Source organism: Pseudomonas sp. GW821-FHT01A09, from assembly GCF_058986725.1.
Window position 1 is genome coordinate 1 of sequence record NZ_JBYSWB010000048.1, and the last position, 19,556, is coordinate 19,556.

Below are 19,556 nucleotides of genomic sequence, written 5' to 3' on the forward strand. Positions count from 1 at the left end.
CCCCCCCCCCCCCCCCCCCCCCCCCCCCCCCCCCCCCCCCCCCCCCCCCCCCCCCCCCCCCCCCCCCCCACCACAGGGTTGGATGAGGCATCCGTGGTCGGCACATGCGATGCACGACTGTGGGAGCAGGGCTTGCCCGCGAAGGGGCCGGAACATTCAGCGCGAAAAAACCGTGTTCACTCATCCCGCGCGTACACCGACCGGGCCAGGGTCTGGCGCTCGTCCGGCGCCAGGTTGCCGGCGAAGTCCGCCAGCAGGGTGTCGACCTGCGCACGCAGGGCACCGTCGGCTTCACGGGCCTTGCTCAGGTCGCGATCCAGGGCCTGGCGGTCCAGACGCGGCTCACGTAGTTGTTGGACCACCGCCTGGCGTGCCTCGCGACGGGCCGCCAGCAGGGTCTGATTGTCCGCGCGGCTCTGGCGCAGCGCCTGGCGCAGTTCGTGGCGACGCGCTTCGGGCAGTTCGGCCAACGCCTGGCGCAAGCCGTGGGAATGGCTCGGTTCGGCCGCCGTCTGCTGATGGCGCCAGTGGTAAAGGCCGCCACCGATACTGCCCAGCAAAAACACATTGAGCAGCATGGAGGCCGCCAGCAGTGGGGTAAAACGTCGACGGGGGGTCATTGCTGGGGTTCCTCGGCAGCATCCAGGTTGAAGACGACATCGCCATCGCCTGAGTCGAAAACATTGGGCAAGTACTCGTGCTCCACCGCCAGCGGCAGGGCCAGGGAGGCCACCAGGATGCCGGCGGCCACGCCCGCCACGCCGACGCCGACGAAACTGGCGCCGCACAACCAGGAAAACCACCGCGCCCACAACGACCGCTCTTGCGTGGCATCGGCTACGATCTGGCGCAACAGCTGTGGCGAGACCGCCGGCAGTTGATGCTGGTCGAGTTGCTCATCCAGCCAGCTGGCCTGGCGCAACACCGCGTTCAACGTGCTGTCGCCGCTCGCCAGCAGCGCTCGGGCGTCGTCGCGTTCGGCGCTGGGCCAACGTTGCAGATCACCGCCATAGGCCTCGGCCAACTCGGTAAAACGGTGCGGTGTCATCAAAGTCCCCCTCCTGGGCGGGCATCGCCGCGGTGAGCGGCCAGCGTGTTGCGCAGCGTACGACGTGCCCGGGACAACAGGCTTTCCAGTGCCTCGACGCTGATGTCCAGCAGCGCTGCCGCCTCGATATTCGATAGCCCCTGATAGTACTGCAACACAATGGCCTCTCGCTGTCGGTCGGGCAGGGCCGCCAGCGCGGCAGCGACCTGGTGGCTCTGGGCGGCGGCCTCCAGCTGCTCGTCCGGGCGTGGCGCGGTATCTGCCAGCTCGGTGATTTCTTCTTCAGCCAACGGCTGGGTCTTGCGCCGCCGCAGACGGTCGTGGCACAGGTTCAACGTCACCCGATGCAGCCAGGTGTCGAAGCGTGCCTGGCCGGCGCGCCAATCGGCGGCGTGCTTCCAGATTCTGACAAAGCTCTCCTGAGCGACATCCTTGGCTTCCTCGGCATCGCCCAACAGGCGGCTGGCCAGCGCAAGCAGGCGGGGCAACTTGCGCTTGACCATCTCCTGGATGGCGGCCGGTTCGTTGTGGCCGATGCGGGCCAGCAACTCGACGTCCGGATCAGGTTCGTTCAAAGGGTGTTTCTCGGGCGGTTGACTGGATCGGCGGCAGCGGATGGCCGATGCCGGAGGGAGACGCTCGATGTGTCTCCCTCGATACAGACAGCAGCGCGCAAAATGGTTCATCGTCTGCTGGCGCGGCACCTGATCGCTCGGTGCCGGGGCCGTCAGCGTATCCAGTGCCCTTCAACCCAGAACCATTGCGGACCGCGCGCTTCCCAGTGCCCCGGTTCCCAACGGCCCGGGCCGCGCATCTGCTGCCAGTGGCCGGGGAACCACACATAAGCGCGGCCGTCCCATTTCCAGTGGCCGCGGTCCCAGGCGTAGCCCTGACGATCCATGGGCGCACGCTCTTCGCGCATCGGCGGCGGCGGTGGTTGCTGCATATATTCGCGGGCCAGAACCGGTGCACTCGCCAGCGCACTTGCCAGCGCCGAGGCGGCCACGGGAATGATCAGGGCGTATCGCAACTTGGCCAGAAGGCTCATGACGTCTCCTCATGCAGCGTTCACAGTGAACGTAGCTGCTGAGTTGAACGCGGGAGGCTGGCGCAATCCGTCGCGAAAAAATAGTTATTTTTGCACCGACGGATTTTGCCGGTGGGCGGCGTTGAATGTGTGTAGCCCGATACGTTCAGGGGCTGCACCGTCATTACTGCCATGAGGAATTACCATGTACCGTCGATTCGCACTGATGCTGGCCGCCGTGATGATGCTCAGCAGCCTGAGTGGCTGCATCATCTTTCCGGACCATGGGCATGGGGGCGGGCACTGCTGCTGGCGCTACGATCGCTGAAACTTGATCCGATCATGACAGGGCTCGGTGGTTGCAATTACCCTGTGGCGAGGGGGCTTGCTCCCGATACGGAGTTTCAGCCACCGATGTGTTGACTGACACACCGTATCGGGAGCAAGCCCCCTCGCCACAGGGAAAGCGTGCCTTGAGTGCTCAAGTCAATGGGCTCAGTAACCCAATGCCTCGCCCGTGTTGCGCCGTGGATCATTGGCGCCGTAGAACCTGTTGTTGCCCACCGGTTTGGCGCCTAGTGCCGGTGCTCCTACCAGAATCGCCGCCACATGGTTGGCCGGTTGCGCGCCGGTGAACTTGTGGCCCCAGCTTTCGAGAATCTTGCGCGTATCGGCGCTGACCGTGAACGGCTCCAGATTGGTGGTCTCGGGCATCCATTGCTGGTGGAAGCGCGGCGCATCCACGGCCTCCTGGATGTTCATGCCGTAGTCGATCACGTTGAGCATGGTCAGCAGGGTAGCGGTGATGATCCGGCTGCCACCCGGGGTGCCGACCACCATCAGCGGCTTGCCGTCCTTGGTGACGATGGTCGGGCTCATGGACGACAGCGGTGTCTTGTACGGCGCGATGGCATTGGCCTCACCCTGCACCAGGCCGAACATGTTGGGCACGCCGACCTTGACCGTGAAGTCGTCCATTTCGTCATTGAGAATGACCCCCGTGCTGCTGGCCATCACCCGCGCGCCGAACCAGTTGTTGAGGGTGTAGGTGACCCCCACGGCATTACCCCATTTATCGACGATAGAGTAGTGGGTGGTGTTGCTGCCTTCGTGGGGCGCGACGCCGGGCTTGAGTTCGGCGCTGACCCCGGCCTTGTTCGGCACGATGGCGGCGCGCAGGCTGGCAGCATAATTTTTGTCGAGCAGATGGGCCACCGGGTTCTTGACGAAATCGGGGTCGCCCAGATAGCTGTTGCGATCCACGTAGGCGTGACGCATGGCTTCGATCTGGTAGTGCATGCCCTGGGCCGAGTGGTAGCCCAGATCGGTCATCGGGTAGCCTTCGAGGATGTTCATGATCTCGCAGATCACCACACCGCCGGAGCTCGGCGGTGGCGCCGAGACGATGTGATAGCCGCGGTAGTCGCATTCCACCGGCGGCAGCTCACGGGTCCGGTATTTGTCCAGGTCGGCCTGGGTGATGATGCCGTTGCCGGCCTTGCTGGAGTCCACCAGCGCCTTGGCCACCCAGCCTTTATAGAAGCCATCGGCGCCCTTGCCGGAGATGCTGCGCAAGGTCCTGGCGAGGTCCTTCTGCACCAGCTTTTCGCCGACCTTGAACGGCTGGCCGTGGTTCAGGAAGATCGGCGCAAGATCCTTGGCGTCCTTGCGAAAGTCCGCGGTGGTGGTGTCGAGCATGTCGACGTCACCCTGATCCAGCACGAAGCCTTTTTCAGCGTAGGCGATGGCCGGCGCGATCAATTTCGCCCGTGGCTGGGTGCCGTATTTCTGCAGCACATACTCCATGCCCGATACGGTGCCGGGCACGCCGACCGCCAGGTGCCCGTCGGTGCTCAGGCCGGGGATGACCTTGCCGTCCTTGTCCAGGTACATGTTGGCGGTGGCCGCCAGCGGGGCTTTTTCGCGGAAGTCGATAAAAGTCTTGCGACCGTCCGCCAGTTGCACGGTCATGAAGCCGCCGCCGCCGATATTGCCAGCGGCGGGGTAGACCACCGCCAGCGCATAGGCCACGGCGACCGCGGCATCGACGGCGTTGCCGCCGTGCTTGAGCACATCGACACCGATCTCGGTGGCCAGGTGCTGGGCGGTGACGACCATGCCGTTTTCGGCGGCGACCGGTGCCACCGAGGCGGCGTGTACAGAGGTCCAACTCAGGATCAACAACGATGCCATCAGCGTCCGGGTGGGGTTTGCCAATTTCAAAGGGGGGCTCTCTTCTTCCAGGAAAAGGGATTGCTCACGCCCGCGGGCGCGGGCGAACGGTTAACAGCATCGTCGTTATTCAGGATTGCGCAAGTTTGCTGCGCTGCTGGCCGCTGGTGTCGAAGTTGTCGGGCGCCAGCCAGCGCTCGAAGGCAGCTCGGCGGGCGGGCCATTCGCTGTCGATGATCGAGAACCAGGCAGTGTCGCGGCTGCGGCCCTTGTAGATGACGGCCTGGCGGAAAATGCCCTCGAAGCTGAAGCCCAGCCGCAGCGCGGCCTGACGCGATGGCGCGTTGAGGGCGTCGCACTTCCATTCATAGCGCCGGTAGCCGAGTTCGTCGAACACGAACTTCATCAACAGGTACTGGGCCTCGGTGGACACCGGGGTGCGTTTCATCAACGGCGAAAAGGTCACGTTGCCCACTTCGATGGCGCCATGCACCGGGTCGATGCGCATCAGCGACAGGGTGCCCACGGCGCTGCCCGTGGACTGATCGATCACTGCCCAGTGTTGCGGGTCGGCACTGGCCGCGGCGCCTTGAAGGTAGGTACGGTAGCTGGCGGCATCGGTGAAGGGGCCGACGAACAGGTAGGTCCAGTCACTGCCATCGGTCTGGGCGCAGTAGGCGTCGTACAAAGCATCGCCGTGGGCTTCGACATTCAGCGGTTCGAGCCGGCAGGTGCGGCCTTGCAGGACCTGGCGTGGGGGGCGCTGGCGCGGCGTCCAATCCGGGACGTCCGGGCCGATGGGCTGGTTGAAGGCGTTGAGGCGTATAGACATGGAGCGTTCCTTTGATAGAGGCGGGCAGGGCTGGCCTCTTCGCGGGCAAGCCTCGCTCCCACAGTGCAAGCCGAGCCGCAGTCGTACACTTGTGGGAGCGAGGCTTGCCCGCGAAGAGGTCGCGCAGGGGGAAGCTGTTCCAGCGCCAAGTTACCGGGGAATGGCCCTGCAACCAAGAGCCAATGGTGGCGTGAATCAAGGAGCCATTGGCAGCACGAGCCCGTTATTTCAGCACAGGGGTGCAATACCCGGCCGGCTGCCCGTGCCCATTATTCACGCCTCGCTAACCGCTAACCTCGATCCTCCCTTTTCGGCGGAGCAGCGGCCCCCTCCCTGGCCAGCTCCGTCGCTTTTTGCCCCGAAGATGCCTGCGTCCTTTGCGATGATCGCTATCAGTGCGGTTGATTTCTGCAGCGCCAGGGCGCTCCCTAGAATCACGGCATCACCCCTCAAGGAAGCCCCATCATGTCCATTCTCGCCGCGGCCACGCCGCAATCGCGCAACAGCGTGTGGCTGCATATCTTCGCCGGCCTGTGTGCCAGCCTGGTCAGCATCGGCCTGGCGCGGTTCGCCTACACGCCGTTGATCCCGCAACTGATCGACGCGCACTGGTTCGCTCAGGCCGATGTGGTCTACCTCGGCGCCGCGAATCTGGCCGGTTATCTGATCGGCGCCTTGCTCGGCCATCCGCTGGGCAAGCGCATCGGCAATCCGAATACCCTGCGCCTGATGCTGGTGGTGGCAAGCCTGTCGTTCCTGGCCTGCGCCTGGCCGTTGTCGTTTGCCTGGTTCTTCGTCTGGCGGCTGCTGTCGGGTATCGCCGGCGGCGCAATCATGGTGCTGGTGGCGTCCACCGTGTTGCCCCACGTACCGGTGACCCGTCGAGGCCTGGCCAGCGGCGCTATCTTCGTCGGCATCGGTCTGGGCATCGCCGGTTCCGGCACCTTGGTGCCGGCCTTGCTGCACTGGGGCCTGCGCGATACCTGGATTGGCCTGGCGCTGGTGGCGGCTGTGTTGACGGCGGCAAGCTGGTTTGCCTGGCCTGCGGCGGCGGTGGTCGCCCCGGCGGCGACACCTCAGGTGCAGCAACACAAGCCCAGCGACACCAGTGGCGGCGGCTTGCGCCTGCTGTTCTCGCAGTACGCGCTGATGGCCAGCGGACTGGTGCCAGCCATGGTGTTTCTGGTGGACTACGTGGCCCGCGGCCTCGGGCAGGGCGCTCAGGTCGCGGCGCTGGTGTGGGTGATGTATGGCGTCGGTGCGATTCTGGGGCCGATGGTCTATGGCCTGCTGGCCGACCGCCTGGGTGCGCGGCGCGGCATTCGCTGGGCCCTGGCGGTACAGGCGGTGGCGGTTGGGCTGTTGGGCGTCAGTCAGCAACCCTTGCTGTTGTGCGCATTGGCGTTGGTGATCGGTTCGTTCCCGCCGGGGATCGTGCCGCTGGCGTTGGCACGGGTGCACGAACTCAAGCACAGCGCCCATGCCCAGCAAGTGGCCTGGAGCAAGGCGACGGTAGCGTTCGCCAGCTTCCAGGCGCTGGCCGGTCTGCTCTACTCGCTGATCTTCAATGGCACGGGTGGGCATTATCAGCTGCTGTTCGCGATTGCCGCCGGCGCGCTGCTGCTGGCGCTGCTGCTGGATTACCTCACACTGGGCTGGAGGCAGCGCCGGTCACGGGGTCGAGGCAACCCGGCACAGCCGGACGAGGTGCTATGACAGGTGGTCAGAAGCCAGCACAAGGATTATGCTTGGGTGATATTTCCTTTGTATTTTTCATGTGCAGACCGAATGAAAATCGATGACATAGACGCCTTCGTGGCGGTAATTCGTTGCCAGTCGATCAGCGTCGCGGCGCAGTCGCTGGCCCTGACCCAGCCGGCGATCACCCGCCGCGTGCAGAACTTCGAGCAAGCCTTGGGTGTGGAACTGTTTGATCGCAATACCAAGCCGCTCAAGCCCACCGTGATGGGCCATCAGGTCTACCAGAAATGCCTGGCGATCCTGCGCGAGATGGATGCCCTCAGCGAGTTGGTCGCCAGTGATACGCCGCCCTCCGGTTTGCTGCGCCTGGGGGTGCCGCAGTCGTTGGGCGATGCGGTATTGCTCGACGCGCTCAAGCAGTTGCGTCAGGTCTATCCCGAGTTGCAGCCGCGGGTGGCCACCGGTTGGGGCAGCCAGTTGATCGACAAGATCGCCAATGGCGAGCTGGACGCCGCCGCCGTATTGTTCCCGGCGGGCAAGGTGTTTCCCGAAAACATCGTCGGCCAGTCGCTGGGCAAGCTGGAGCTGGTGGTGGTGTGTGCTGCCGAGCAGTTGCCGAAGAAACCGATCAAGCTCGCCGACTGCTACTCCCAGGGCTGGGTGCTCAACCCCGACGGTTGTGGTTTTCGCGCCGGCCTGCAGCGCACACTGGGGGATATGGGCCTGAGCCTCAAGGTCAACCTCGAGACCTTTGGCACCGAGCTGCAATTGGGCCTGGTCGCCGACGGCATGGGCCTGGGGCTGGTGCCGCGTCCCTTGCTGGAGCGCAGCGTGCATCGCGAGCGCCTGGCGGCGATGGTGGTCAAGGATTTCAAGCCGGTGATGGACCTGTGGCTGGTGCAGCCGCGCCTGCTCGGCAATCTGCAGGCCCCGGTAGCAGCCTTCGGCGATCTGGTGACCCGAGCGCTTTGATGCCCCGGTGTAGCGAGGGGGCTTGCCCCCGATTGACGTCATGTCAGGCAGGAACATATCGCCGGTAACGTGTTCGGGGGCAAGCCCCCTCGCTACCAGAGCCCTGATGCATTGATGAAAACAAACTCAGAATCGCGGATCGCCCGAGGCGCTTGGCGATTTTGTCGTTAGACTCCGCCACATCCCGCTCAGCCGTCGTACCCCCGTCATCAATCGACGGTCGTCGACGGCTGGGCCTCTTGGTCACTGACACGAGGCGTTTTTCGATGATTGGACGTTTACTCGTCAGGGGCATGTTCGTCGGTCTGCTCGCCGGCATTCTCGCGTTCGGCTTCGCCAAGGTGTTCGGCGAGCCGCAGGTCGACAGCGCCATCGCGTTCGAGCAGAGCGTGGTGCACATGCACGGCGACGACACCGACGAGCCGCAGCTGGTCAGCAGCGAGGTGCAGGCGTCCTATGGATTGTTCAGTGGCGTGGTGGTCTATGGCACCGCGCTGGGCGGCCTGTTTGCCCTGGTGTTCGCCTTCGCCCTGAACCGCGTCGGGCCGATCGGGCCGCGAGGTCTGTCGGCATTGCTGGCGCTGGCTGCGTTCGTGGCGGTGATCCTGGTGCCGGACCTCAAATACCCGGCCAATCCCCCTTCGGTGGGCGACCCCGACACCCTCGGCCAGCGCACCGAGCTGTTCTTTCTCATGCTGCTGGTATCGGTCGCGGCCATGGCCATCGCCGTGCGCAGCACCTGGGGCTTCATCGCGCGCTACGGCCTGTGGGGCGGGGTGACGATGACGGCACTGCTGTACATCATCATCGTGACCTGCACGGGGATGCTGTTTCCATCGATCAATACGGTGCCCGAGCATTACTCGGCGGTGGCACTGTGGGATTTCCGCGTGGCGTCCCTGGGCATTCAAGCGGTGCTGTGGTCGGCGATCGGCTTGATCTTCGGCGCCTGGGCCGAGCGCATGCTGGTGGAGGCGCAGGTCTCTTCGGCGTGACATCTGATCCGCTTTTTTATCGTCAATCTGCCGCTGTTATGAAAAGCAGCGGCGGCGCACCATAGCCTCGTCATCCGAATTCAACGGTGTGGAGGTGCAAGATGGACGGTTTGATCATGCTGATCATTGTCGCGGGGACCCTGGGCTCCTTTGGCTATGTGATGTACCTGATTCACAAGGAAAGCCGCGAGAGCAAGTGATCCCCGCGTCGGTTCACGCCGACTCGAGGATCCGCCGAGCCCGCAGGATCACCGGCAGGTCGATGAGCTTGCCGTTGAGGCTCAGCGCGCCGACGCCCTGGCTGGCATCGACGATCTCCATCACCGAGCGCGCCCATTGCACTTCGCTGGCATGGGGGCGCAGGCCGTCGTTGATGGCCTGCACCTGCCTGGGGTGTACGCAGAGTTTGCCGCCAAAGCCTTGCAGGCGCGCCCGTTCGACCTCATGGGTGAGCAGGGCTGCGTCGTTCAAGTCGACGGTCACGCCATCCACCGGCGCCTCGATCCGCGCCATGGCCGAGGCCATCACCAGTTGCGAGCGAGCGAACAACAGCTGCTGGTCGTCGCCGACAATGCCGGTATCGACCTGAAAATCCACCGAGCCGAACGCCAGGCGCACAACCTTGGGCGCCTGCGCCAGTTCAGCGACCTGCCAGAGGCCGCGGGCGGTTTCGACGATCGGCAAAATGCCCAACTCGCCCGGCAGCCGTGCGGCCAGCTGCGCCAGTTGCGTGGCGCTTTCGGCCTTGGGCAGCGACACGCCGAGCAGTCCGGGGCAATCGAGCAGCGAGCAATCATCCTGGTACCACGCGGTATCGCTGCCATTGAGGCGCACCCAGGCACGACCGCCAGCGCGCAGCCAGTGATCGATGGCAGCGCGCGCGGCGTCCTTGCCTTCGGGGCTGACGGCATCTTCAAGATCGATGATCACCACATCGGCGCCAGCCGCGCAGGCTTTGTCGAAGCGCTCGGGGCGGTCACCGGGGACGAACAGATAGGATCGAGCAACCATGGTGTGGGCTCCGTCGTTGGATCGATAACGTGCAGGCGGGCGCTGTCAGGGCGCCGCGCCCTGCCATTTGAGGTGTTGGCTGAAGGAATAGCTGAAGCGCTCGCCGGGGTGCAGGCTGACCGCCACTTCGAGCAATTCCTGGTTGTGGCCGTAGTAGCGGCGGATGATCCGCAGCCCCGCCGAGCCCGGTGCCACCTGCAGGCGCTGGGCGTCGTCGGCTTCGATGAGCACGGCGCTGATGTCCTGGCGCACGTCAGTGACGCGCAGGTCGAAGCGCCGCTCGATCAAGGCATAGATCGGTTCGCGACCGTCGCCCAGATCCTCCGCCACGCTGCGGTAGGCGCGGGCGATATAGGCGTGGGTGAACGCCAGGGGTAGCTGGTCGCCCTGGCGAAAACGCAGGCCGCTGACGCATAGCCATTCCTGCCCGGGCTGACACTCCAGCCACTGTGCCTGTTCGGCGTCGGCGCTGATATCGCTGATGCCATGGATGTCCAGATGCACGTCGCGCACGTACTGGTGCAGGTCAGTGATGTCGGCATGGGCTTGCACATAGCGCGCCGCCACCTCCACCGCCTTGACCCGGCTGCCGATGCCGTGCTGCTTGTGAATCAGGCCCAGATCGCAGAGCCGGCGGATCGCCTCGCGCACGGTGTGGCGGCTGACGCCGAACTGCTGGCACAGCTCGTGTTCGGTGGGCAGCAGGCTGTCCAGCGGGTAGCGCGCGGCCTTGATGTCGTCCATCAAGGCTTGCGCCAGCAGCAGGTAGCGCGGCTGCCCGCCGCCCAGTGGCGAAGGCGAATCCTGGCTCATTCAGATCACTCCAGCGGCTTTGCGCGGCGGCACGGCGCGCAGCGGCCCCAATACGCTCTGATTGTGTGCGCCGAGGCGTGGCGCGGCCTGGCGCGGCAGGGTCTCGCCGGGGCAGCGGATCGGGCAGGCGAGGGTCTTGATGGTGCCCCGCGCCGGGTGCTCGGACTCGACGATCAGGCCCTGGGCGAGGGCAAAGGGATTGTCCAGCGCCTGGCCGACGTCGTTGACCGGCGCGGCAGGCACCTGACCGGCAAAATGCTTGAGCCATTGCTCGGTGGTAGCAGTCATCAGCACGGCGTCGAGTTCCTCGGTGAGCTGATCGCGGTGGGCCAGGCGCGCCTTGAAGTTGCAGTAGCGCGGGTCGCTGGCCCACTCCGGACGGCCGATCAGTTGCGCCAGTATGCCCCAGAACTTTTCCTTGTTGCACATGATGAACATCCAGCCGTCCTGGGTCCGGTACATCTGGCTGGGGGTCAGCGACGGGTGCGCCGAGCGCGGCGCGCGGTCGGTCTTGATGCCGTCGTTGAGGTACCAGGTGCCCAGGTAGTTGAGGTTGTGCATGGCCACGTCATACAGGCTTACGTCGATGTCCCGACCGATGCCGGTGGCCCGCGCGCCCACCAGCGCCGCCAGCAGCGCCAGGGCGGCGGTGGTGCCGGTCATCATGTCGATGATCGAGATGCCGAAGCGCGCGGGCGGCCCACCGGGTTCGCCGGTGATGGCGCAATAGCCGGCCTCGGCCTGCATCAGGTAGTCGTAGCCGGGCCAGGCCTTGCGTTCGCCCTCGCGGCCATAGGCCGACAGGTGTGCGCACACCAGTTTCGGGTTGTGCTCGGCGAGGTCCGCGTAGGTCAACCCGAGCTTGGCCGGCAGGTCGCCACGCAGATTGTCGTAGAGCGCATCGGCGGTCTTGATCAGCTCGATCAGGGTGGCCTTGTCGGCCGGGTCCTTGAGATTGAGGGTCACGCTTTTTTTATTGCGATTGAAGGACTGGAAGAAATGACTGTCGCCCTCTTCGAAGAAGTACGGTCCGACCGCGCGGCCGACTTCGCCACCTTCCACCGGGTTCTCGACCTTGATCACCTCGGCACCGAGATCGGCCAGGTGTTGGGTACCGAATGGGCCGGCACCGTATTGTTCGACCGCGATGATGCGCACACCGGCAAGGGGCAGGCTCATACCGGATTCCTCTCGATCAGTTGACGGGCAATGATGATGCGCTGCATCTCGTTGGTGCCTTCGCCGATGGTCAGCAGTGGCGCGTCGCGGTACAGGCGCTCGACGTTGTACTCCTTGGAGTAGCCGTAGCCGCCATGTATGCGCATGGCTTCGATGGCGTTCTCCAGCGCCGCTTCGGTGGCGAAGTACTTGGCCATGCCGGCCTCCATGTCGCAGCGCAGGCCTTTGTCATAAGCGTTGGCGGCCGACTCGGTGAGCAGGCGCGCGGCTTCGACGCGGGTGGCCATTTCGCCGAGCTTGAGCTGGATGGCCTGGTGCTCGCAGATCGGCTTGCCGAAGGTCTTGCGGATCTGCGAGTAGCTGGTCGCCTCCTGCAAAGCAGCGCGGGCCACGCCGACACCGCGGGCAGCGACGTTGATACGACCCAGCTCCAGGCCCGAGAGCACCTGCTTGAGGCCCACGCCCTCGACCCCGCCGATCAGGCAGTTGACCGGCACCTTGAAGTCTTCGAACACCAGCTCGCAGGTGTCGATACCCTTGTAGCCGAGCTTCTCCAGCTTGCGCGCAACCTTGAAGCCCGGGCCTTTCTCGGCGATCAGCCAGCTCATGCCCTTGTGCCGCGGCTGTGCGGTGGTGTCGGTCTTGACCAGCAGCGCCACCACATGGCCGTGCAGGCTGTTGGTGATCCAGGTCTTGGCGCCGTTGACGATGTAGTGATCGCCCTCGCGCCGCGCCGTGGTGCGGATGGCTTGCAGGTCGGTGCCGGTGTCGGGCTCGGTGAAGCCCACGGCGGCGCGCATTTCGCCGCTGGCCAGACGCGGCAGGTAATACTCCTTCTGCCAATCGGTACCGTGACGGTGGATGGCACTGGCGACGATCAGGTGCGAATTGACGATCCCCGACAGCGACATCCAGGTGCAGGAAATGCGCTCGACGATCTTCGCGTAGGTCGAAGTGGACAGGCCCAACCCACCATATTCGGCGGGGATGATGCAACCGAACAAGCCCATGGACTTCATCTTCTCGACCATCTCTTCGGGGTAGATATCGTTCTTTTCCAGCTCGTGTACGTAGGGTTTGGCCTCGACCTCGAGGAAGCGGTCGAGGGCGTCGAGGATCATGCTTTCCTGTTCGTCGTATTCGTTCATGGCAGGTTTCCTTATGGCTTCAAGCGCGGGCCGCCAACGCCTGGGAGCAGGCGCGGGCAGGGCGGTCTTCGAGGTTGAGGACGGCATCGAGCAGTGCGTCGACCCGTTGCGGTGATTGGGTGGTGGCGGCGTTCTCGCGGAATTTCTCGACGATCTCGGCGTTGCTCAAGGGGCGGTCGCTGCTGCCGCGGTTGATCGCTTCACGGTGGCGCAGCACGCGGCCGTCGTTGAGGGTGATCAGCACTTCGCCGGAGTAATGGCGAGGGAAGCCGGAGGCCGGATCGATGGCGTATTCGACCTTGTCGGCCAGTGCCAGCACCTGCGGATCGGTCAGCGCCTGGGCCTCTTGTTCGGCCAGGCCGTAGCGTCCGCGCAGCAGCCCGCTGGCCACCGCATAGGGAATGCTGAACTGCGCTTCGTAGCTGTTTTTCGGCCGCCGTTTGCTGGCGACCGGCTCGCAGACGATGCCGACGGTTTCCTTGGGCACCAGGGCGGTGATGCTACGCACGTCTTCGCTGCGCACGCCCTGCTGGCGCAGCTGGATGGCGGCATCGGCGCAGGCGTGGGTGAAGTGGCAGGCCGGCAGTGGCTTGACGGCCACCTGGGTGACTTCCCACACCTCGCCGAGGTCGGCGCTGGCCAGGCTGTAATCGCATTCGGCGGCGCGTTCGCCAAGGTGGCTGTTGAACAGCCCGAAGCGGCCCTCATAGGTGGCTTTCGGGCCGATGAAACCGTGGCGCGCCAAGGTCGCCGCAGTGAGCCCGGCGACCCCGGCCCAGCCCGGATGCATGCGTTTGGTCCAGGCGCCGTCTTCGAGAAACTCCAGGCTGCCGGAAGCGGTGCTCAGGGCGATGCCCTGGGCATGGGCCAGTTGCGCGGCGGTCTGGCCTTGCAACTTGCCGGCGATCACCGCGCAGGCGAAGGCGCCCACCAGTCCGGTGGGGTGGAAGCCCACCTGATGGAAACCGCCTTTGGCCACCGAGGCGATGCGAGTGGCCAGTTCCATGCCGACCACATAGGCGCACAGCAGGTCGGCGCCGCTGGCGCCCAGCCTGGCGGCGACCCCGAGTGCCGTCGGGTAGCAGCTGGCGGTGGCGTGGATCACCCCGCGGCCGTGGGTGTCGTCGTAGTCCAGGCCATGCACCAGCACGCCATTGAGCAGAATCGCGTCGCGCAACGACAGCTTGGCGCCCATGGCGATGACGTCGCTGTCGCCTTCACCCAGTTCACGGGCGGCATTCAGGGTGCGTTGGGCGAACTCGTAGCCGGTGGAGGCGCAGGCGATGCCGGTGGCGTCGAGCATCAGGTGGCGAGCGCGTTCGCGGACCGGCGCCGGAATATCTTCGGGACGCAGTTGCGCGGCGAAATCGGCCAGCTGTTCGGCCAAGGTGATGGAATGTTCGGTGTTCATCGGCTTTCTCCGGCGGCGCTGTGTAAAGAGCGGCGCAGGCGTTTGCCGCCAGCGCCCGGGGCGATGTCTTCAAGGGTGCTCTGGTTGGTGTCGACGCCCAGTAGCAGAATCGCCAGGGCCATCAGCAGCAGGCAGCTGGAGACCATCGCCAGCACGCCAATAAGGCCGAAGTTGGCGAACAGGATGACGGCCAGATAGGACGTGGCCATCGATGCCAGTCGCCCGCAGACACCCGCAGTGCCGGTACCGCGCAGTCGCAGATGGGTGGGGAACAGCTCTGGCACGTAGCCGAACAGGCCGAAGGTGACGATGGTGTAGATGCAGGTCACCAGGGCGAAGCCGACGCCAGTGATGCCGACGCCGCTGGTCATGTTCGGGTAGATGATGCCGAGCACGATGGCCAGTACCGCGAACAGCACCAGGCCACGGGCACGGCCCAGGCGGTCGGCGATGGCCAGGCCGAGCAGCGCGCCGGCGGGAGCGCCGAACGACATCAAGGTGGTGAAGCCCAGCGACTTGACCACGGTCAGGCCCTCGCTGACGAAGAAGGTCGGCAGCCAGGCGACGAAGCCGTACACGGCGACGTTGACAGCGATGGCGGTCATGGCCGCAGTGAGGGTACGGGGTAGGATGGCGCGGCTGAACAGGGCGCTGAAAGGGGCTTTGGGGGTTTCCAGATTCTGCGTGCGTGGGCAATCGGGGATCGCGCCGTGCTGGGCGATCACTTGCGCCTCGATATCGCTCACGGTGCGCTCGGCGTCTTCCAGGCGGCCCTGGGATTCCAGCCAACGCGGCGATTCGGGCATGCGGTGACGCAGCACCCAGATGATCACCGCGCCAACCCCGGCAATGGCGAACATCCAGCGCCAGCCCAGGTTGGGGATCACCACATAGCCGATCGAGGTGGCCAGCACCAGGCCGGAATTGACGATCAAGGCCAGCAAGGAGATCCAGCGACCGCGAAATCTGGGCGGGATGAATTCGCTGAGGGTGCCAGCGGCAATTACCAACTCTGCACCCAGGCCGATGCCCATGATGAAGCGCAGGCCGATGAGGGTTTCGATGTTCGGGGCGAAGCAGGCGGCCAGCGATGCCAGGCCGAACAGCAGCAGGTTGAATTGATAGGAGGCGCGGCGGCCCAGGTGATCGCCCAGCCAGCCGGCCAGCGCGGCCCCGATGACCATGCCGAAGAAGCCGGCGGAGACGAACAGCGCGTTTTGCGCCAGGGTCGAAAAGCCGTCCTTGAACATTGCCGCGCTGACGCCGCCGGCGATGTACACGTCATAGGCATCGATGCAGGCCCCGGCGCTGATCAGGCCGAGGATTTTCCAGTGGAAGCGCGACAAGGGCAGCCTGTCGAGGCGCGCGCCTGAGCTCACGTTGATCATCACAGCACTCTCCAGTTGTTGTTTTTGGCGGAGGTATCGCTATTGGATGTGGCCGTCAGCGGTTGTTCTCACCGCCGTTTTCAAAGCCGACCCGGGCGATCAGGGCGGTGCGGATGAAGTCCATCACCGGGGTGCCGTCCTGCTTGAAGGCGCGGGTCTTGACGGTGACGATGCCTTGGGTGGGACGCGACTTGGATTCGCGCTTTTCCAGCACTTCGGATTCGGCGTAGAGGGTGTCGCCGCAGAACACCGGGGCGGTGAGGTTGATCTCTTTCCAGCCGAGGTTGGCGATGGCCTTGCCGCTGACGTCGTTGACGGTCATGCCCAGCACCACCGCGACGGTGAGGCCGCTGTTGACCAGCAACTGGCCGAATTCGCTTTTGGCGGCGTAGGCGGCGTCGCAGTGCATGGGGTGGAAGTTCATGGTCAGCAGGGAGAAGTGGATATTGTCCGCTTCGGTCAGGGTCCGGCCAGGGCGATGTTCGTAGACGTCACCGACGGTGAATTCCTCGAAGAAGCGGCCGTAACTGGCGCGGTAGCGTTGCGGACTGATTTCGATGGCGCCCATGGCGAAGATCCTCTTGTTGTTTTGGTGTTATCCGGTTGTCCGGACAACATCTACGGTAGCTCTTTGGCTATGGTCGTCAACTATGTGGACGCGTCGCGTGGTGTGTCCAAGTGATGGTTGCTTGTGAAGCAAGCGCTCTGGATGGCGAGTGCTGGTGGCGGGATACCGTTGGTCGGCGCACCAGAAACTTGCGATGGCGGGCGGATCGAATTACCGTTGAGAACGGTTTCAGTCCGTCGTCAGTTCAGCTGGGAGAGCACCATGGCCATTGCCCGACGTCACTTCACTACATTCACTGCGCTGGGTCTGCTCGGCGCCGGAGGACTTTCAATGAAGCAGGTCATGGCCGCACCTACCGTGCAGACGCTGATGCTCAAGCGCAATGGCGGGATCCCCAATAATCCGAAGCTGCCGGTATTGATCTATCCCGCCGCGCTTGCGGTCAGCGGCATTGACCCGGCGGCGTTGTTCGAGCAGACCTTCAAGGCCGACGGCTGGCCGCCGCAGTGGCGTTATGGCGTGTTTACCTATCATCACTATCACGTCCATGGGCATGAGGTGCTGGGGGTATACGCCGGCAACGCGAAGCTCATGCTCGGCGGTCCGAACGGGCATGTCGTGGAGGTGAAGGCGGGCGATGTGTTGCTGCTGCCGGCCGGCACCGGGCATTGCAACCTGGGCTCGAGCGACGACTTCATGGTGGTGGGCGCGTATCCGCCGGGACAGGAAGGCGACATCAATCGCGATCCGGTGACGGATGCGCAGATCGCCGCAATTGCGAAGTTGCCGTTTCCGCACAGTGATCCGGTGTTGGGGGGTGAGGGTGGGGTGGTGAAGGAGTGGCGGTCGGTATGAGCACAGACCAACACCCCGACCATGACTCGTCGGGGTGCGGGTCTCGCTAAAGACAGCGGCGGGATCAGCAATACCGATCGACCACCTTCACTTCCTTGACCTCGCCCCAGACGCCTTCGAGCGTCTGCAACACGCGGCCGACGTACTCGGTATCGGCGGCCGCCTTCTTGCCCAGGTAGCCCTGGCCACGGCGGTACATCTTCAGGCGCGCGCGCATGTTCGGCCTGGTCTGCTCGAACTCGCTTTCACCGGGATGATCGGCGAGTCGGTCGATATGCACGTTGCCGTCTTCGCACACCCAGAGGATGTGGCAGTCGACGGTGTCGCGCTGCTGGGCGATCAGTTGAGCGAGTTGTTCTACGGTAGGCTGATTGTTCAGGTTCATCTGTAACCCCTTTGACCATTCATTGATCTGTCTGTTGGTGAGCTCAAACATGGCACCCAATTGGCCAGTTGATCGGCGCTGCACGACGCCCGCGACAGCATTCGCCGGCATCTGCGGGTTGGCAGGGGGAAGAGAAGTAGTGATGAATCGGCGTCGCTACATAAATGTCGGTAGGGTAGGCGGGCTGACATCCGCAGACTGGCTGGCGAGGGCCTTCGCAGGCCGCCTGGGCAGTATGAGAACATCTCGCCAGCACTGCGCGCCCGTTGGACGATCATGCCAGTCAGCTTCATCACGCTGCCTTGTGGGCAGTTCACATCACACAGAGGGATTCGGCAGCTCGCTGAATCCTTCCTTCACTTATCCCTTGCCAGCGCTCCCGATCAGGGAGACGGCCTCATCATGCAAGGGCGTTTGAAAGGCGTCAATCATTTTTGTAGTGGAAAATATTTGTCACTACATATTGGCAGAAATGTCGTGTCATCAACCGGCGGGGCGGGTCGATGCCATTGCGGTATCGACCCGGTACAACGCCTAGCGCTTGACGATCGACACCCAGTTGGCACCGTTGCCGACTGGGGCCTGTGATTTGAGGGTCAGCTCGCCGCTGTGGCCTTCGATGGCGAAGACCGACACTTGATTGGATTTTTCGCCACTGCAGATGAGGAATTTGCTGTCTGGGGTGATGCCGAAGCCGCGGGGCTGTCGTTCGGTCTTGAAGGTCTTGACGAAGCTGAGGGCGCCGTTGGCCTTGTTGACCTTGAACAGCGATAGCACGCTGGAGGTGCGTTCGGAGGTGTAGAGGAAGTTGCCATCCGGGGTGATGTGGATGTCGGCGGCCCAGATGTCGTTGCTGTTGTCGGCGTGGGGCTGCATGCCGGGGGTCTTGACTCGGTCCGGGCCGCGCGGTGCGCCCGGCACGAGGGTGGTGTCGGCGGGCAGGCCGGCGGTCACTGCAACCTGGTGAAGTTGGCCGGTCTTGCTGTCCAGGGCGTAGGTGATGACGCTGTCGTGCAGTTCACCCAGGACGTAGAGGAAGCGGTTGTCCGGGGACAATTCGGTATGCCGCGGGCCGATGCCCTGTGGGGCGGCGACTTTGGCCGGGTCGTTGGGGCTGACTTTGCCGGTCTTGGCGTCGTAGCGGTATTGGTAGACCTGCTGGCCACCCAGGTTGGCGACGTAGACATACTGGTTGCTGTGATCGATGCGCACCGAGTGGGCATGTTGTTCGGTCTTGAAGCTTTGCGTTGCGGGCCCGGTAACGACCCCGTTGACGATGGTGTTGACGGTCAGGACATCGTTGTCGTACGACGACCCGAACAGTGATTTGCCGGTGTTGTCGAGCGAGATATAGGCCAGGGACTCTTCCACCGGGGTGGTGGCCAGCAGCGTCAGGTGGCCGTCCTGGGTGTCGATCGAAAAGCTTTGTACGTTGTACGGTGTGGAGCGCACGGCGGCGTAGAGATGACGGCGATCGGGGCTGACGGTCATGGGCATCACGTTCTTGCCGCTGGCCACGGTCTGTACGGCGGTCAGCTCTCCGCTCTGTTCGTTCATGCGAAAGGTCGAGACGGTGCCATCGGCGGCATTGGAAACGTAGACGAATGTGCGTGCGTGAACGGCACCGGATGTCAGGGCCATGGCGAGTACCAGAGGTGAGATGAGGTGGGAGAAGCGGGGCATGACATGGATCCTTTTATGATTTTTATTTTGGGCTTGTATGTTGTCATACCTCTTCCTCGTTGAACAAGATGGGGCGCTTGTTTGCTATGTGACCGTGGTGGTGGCTGCGCGATCCATTGTGGGTGTTGGTGTTGGTGCCTGTTGGATCGGGGGGGTTCTGCTTTCGAGCCGGCCTTGGGGTCGCCGCCCCCACCATTGGCCCCTCGCTGGCGCGAGGGGTTCCCGCGTGGAGGCACGCTTGCGCAGGGCACGCCCCGATGGGCCTTCCATGGCCCAGCGGGGCTTAGCCGGCATCCATCAGACTGTGTGGAAACCCTGGAAATATGCTTGCCAATTCCAGAAAATGCCCGTATCGCAAGATACGGGCA

The 19,556-nt window shown here is 64.2% G+C and carries 20 protein-coding genes; 5 read left to right on the forward strand and 15 right to left on the reverse strand.

The genetic code is table 11. The features are described 5' to 3' along the window. Window positions 1-176: 176 nt before the first annotated feature. Genes AC3WJP_RS28070 through AC3WJP_RS28085 form a run of 4 tightly spaced genes read right to left on the reverse strand, consistent with a single transcriptional unit; the run spans window position 177 to window position 2,096 of the window. A complete protein-coding gene (locus AC3WJP_RS28070; RefSeq protein WP_493723957.1) occupies window positions 177-620 on the reverse strand; it encodes a periplasmic heavy metal sensor in 444 nt (147 codons plus the stop codon). Next, entirely contained in the window at window positions 617-1,048 is a 432-nt protein-coding gene (locus AC3WJP_RS28075; RefSeq protein WP_493723956.1) for a hypothetical protein, read from the reverse strand. Before AC3WJP_RS28075 ends, AC3WJP_RS28070 begins: the two co-directional genes overlap by 4 nt. Beyond that, complete coding sequence (locus AC3WJP_RS28080; protein ID WP_493723955.1) at window positions 1,048-1,734, reverse strand: RNA polymerase sigma factor; 687 nt, start codon at window positions 1,732-1,734, stop codon at window positions 1,048-1,050. Before AC3WJP_RS28080 ends, AC3WJP_RS28075 begins: the two co-directional genes overlap by 1 nt. Window positions 1,735-1,775: 41 nt before the next feature. Further along, window positions 1,776-2,096, reverse strand: a complete 321-nt coding sequence (locus tag AC3WJP_RS28085; protein WP_493723954.1) for a YXWGXW repeat-containing protein — start codon at window positions 2,094-2,096, stop codon at window positions 1,776-1,778. Between the two features lie 184 nt (window positions 2,097-2,280). Here AC3WJP_RS28085 and AC3WJP_RS28090 point away from each other — a divergent pair, with 184 nt between their 5' ends. Continuing rightward, complete coding sequence (locus tag AC3WJP_RS28090) at window positions 2,281-2,403, forward strand: hypothetical protein (RefSeq protein WP_493723953.1); 123 nt, start codon at window positions 2,281-2,283, stop codon at window positions 2,401-2,403. A 167-nt stretch (window positions 2,404-2,570) separates the two neighbouring features. Here AC3WJP_RS28090 and ggt read toward each other — a convergent pair whose 3' ends face one another. Further along, the gene (gene ggt, locus AC3WJP_RS28095) at window positions 2,571-4,268 is read right to left on the reverse strand and encodes a gamma-glutamyltransferase (protein WP_493724425.1); all 1,698 of its coding nucleotides are present in this window, start codon (window positions 4,266-4,268) and stop codon (window positions 2,571-2,573) included. 109 nt (window positions 4,269-4,377) lie between these two features. Next, window positions 4,378-5,079: a GNAT family N-acetyltransferase gene (locus AC3WJP_RS28100; protein WP_493724426.1), complete on the reverse strand. Its 702-nt coding sequence runs from the start codon at window positions 5,077-5,079 to the stop codon at window positions 4,378-4,380. Between the two features lie 465 nt (window positions 5,080-5,544). Between AC3WJP_RS28100 and AC3WJP_RS28105 the strand changes: the two genes are divergently transcribed. The 3 genes from AC3WJP_RS28105 to AC3WJP_RS28115 all read left to right on the forward strand — a co-directional run bounded on the left by AC3WJP_RS28105 (window position 5,545) and on the right by AC3WJP_RS28115 (window position 8,747). Next, the gene (locus tag AC3WJP_RS28105; protein ID WP_493724427.1) at window positions 5,545-6,795 is read left to right on the forward strand and encodes a YbfB/YjiJ family MFS transporter; all 1,251 of its coding nucleotides are present in this window, start codon (window positions 5,545-5,547) and stop codon (window positions 6,793-6,795) included. A 72-nt stretch (window positions 6,796-6,867) separates the two neighbouring features. Further along, window positions 6,868-7,752 (forward strand): LysR family transcriptional regulator, encoded by an 885-nt coding sequence (locus tag AC3WJP_RS28110; protein ID WP_493724428.1) that lies wholly within the window; start codon window positions 6,868-6,870, stop codon window positions 7,750-7,752. 266 nt (window positions 7,753-8,018) lie between these two features. Then, on the forward strand, window positions 8,019-8,747 hold the full coding sequence (locus AC3WJP_RS28115) for a CbtA family protein (protein ID WP_493724429.1): 729 nt from the start codon (window positions 8,019-8,021) through the stop codon (window positions 8,745-8,747). Window positions 8,748-8,960: 213 nt separating this feature from the next. On the opposite strand, the gene AC3WJP_RS28120 is transcribed toward AC3WJP_RS28115, so the two are convergent. The 7 genes from AC3WJP_RS28120 to AC3WJP_RS28150 are packed head-to-tail and all read right to left on the reverse strand — an operon-like array spanning window position 8,961 to window position 16,265. Beyond that, a complete protein-coding gene (locus tag AC3WJP_RS28120) occupies window positions 8,961-9,758 on the reverse strand; it encodes an HpcH/HpaI aldolase/citrate lyase family protein (RefSeq protein ID WP_493724430.1) in 798 nt (265 codons plus the stop codon). A 45-nt stretch (window positions 9,759-9,803) separates the two neighbouring features. Continuing rightward, entirely contained in the window at window positions 9,804-10,571 is a 768-nt protein-coding gene (locus tag AC3WJP_RS28125) for a GntR family transcriptional regulator (protein WP_493724431.1), read from the reverse strand. Then, window positions 10,572-11,750, reverse strand: a complete 1,179-nt coding sequence (locus AC3WJP_RS28130; protein WP_493724432.1) for a CaiB/BaiF CoA transferase family protein — start codon at window positions 11,748-11,750, stop codon at window positions 10,572-10,574. It abuts the gene before it with no gap. Then, window positions 11,747-12,898, reverse strand: coding sequence for an acyl-CoA dehydrogenase family protein (locus tag AC3WJP_RS28135; protein ID WP_493724433.1), 1,152 nt, complete (start codon window positions 12,896-12,898; stop codon window positions 11,747-11,749). Before AC3WJP_RS28135 ends, AC3WJP_RS28130 begins: the two co-directional genes overlap by 4 nt. Before the next feature lie 19 nt (window positions 12,899-12,917). Next, window positions 12,918-14,309 (reverse strand): MmgE/PrpD family protein, encoded by a 1,392-nt coding sequence (locus tag AC3WJP_RS28140; protein WP_493724434.1) that lies wholly within the window; start codon window positions 14,307-14,309, stop codon window positions 12,918-12,920. Beyond that, window positions 14,306-15,697: an MFS transporter gene (locus tag AC3WJP_RS28145; protein WP_493724435.1), complete on the reverse strand. Its 1,392-nt coding sequence runs from the start codon at window positions 15,695-15,697 to the stop codon at window positions 14,306-14,308. The genes AC3WJP_RS28140 and AC3WJP_RS28145 overlap by 4 nt, the downstream gene beginning before the upstream one ends. 55 nt (window positions 15,698-15,752) lie before the next feature. Further along, the gene (locus AC3WJP_RS28150; protein ID WP_226504642.1) at window positions 15,753-16,265 is read right to left on the reverse strand and encodes a MaoC family dehydratase; all 513 of its coding nucleotides are present in this window, start codon (window positions 16,263-16,265) and stop codon (window positions 15,753-15,755) included. 330 nt (window positions 16,266-16,595) lie between these two features. On the opposite strand from AC3WJP_RS28150, the gene AC3WJP_RS28155 reads away from it, so the two are divergent. Further along, a complete protein-coding gene (locus AC3WJP_RS28155; RefSeq protein ID WP_493724438.1) occupies window positions 16,596-17,120 on the forward strand; it encodes a cupin in 525 nt (174 codons plus the stop codon). 64 nt (window positions 17,121-17,184) lie between these two features. On the opposite strand, the gene AC3WJP_RS28160 is transcribed toward AC3WJP_RS28155, so the two are convergent. Both AC3WJP_RS28160 and AC3WJP_RS28165 read right to left on the reverse strand, forming a co-directional pair. Further along, entirely contained in the window at window positions 17,185-17,505 is a 321-nt protein-coding gene (locus AC3WJP_RS28160) for a hypothetical protein (protein WP_493724436.1), read from the reverse strand. Between the two features lie 534 nt (window positions 17,506-18,039). Further along, window positions 18,040-19,188, reverse strand: coding sequence for a lactonase family protein (locus tag AC3WJP_RS28165; RefSeq protein ID WP_493724437.1), 1,149 nt, complete (start codon window positions 19,186-19,188; stop codon window positions 18,040-18,042). Window positions 19,189-19,556 lie beyond the last annotated feature (368 nt).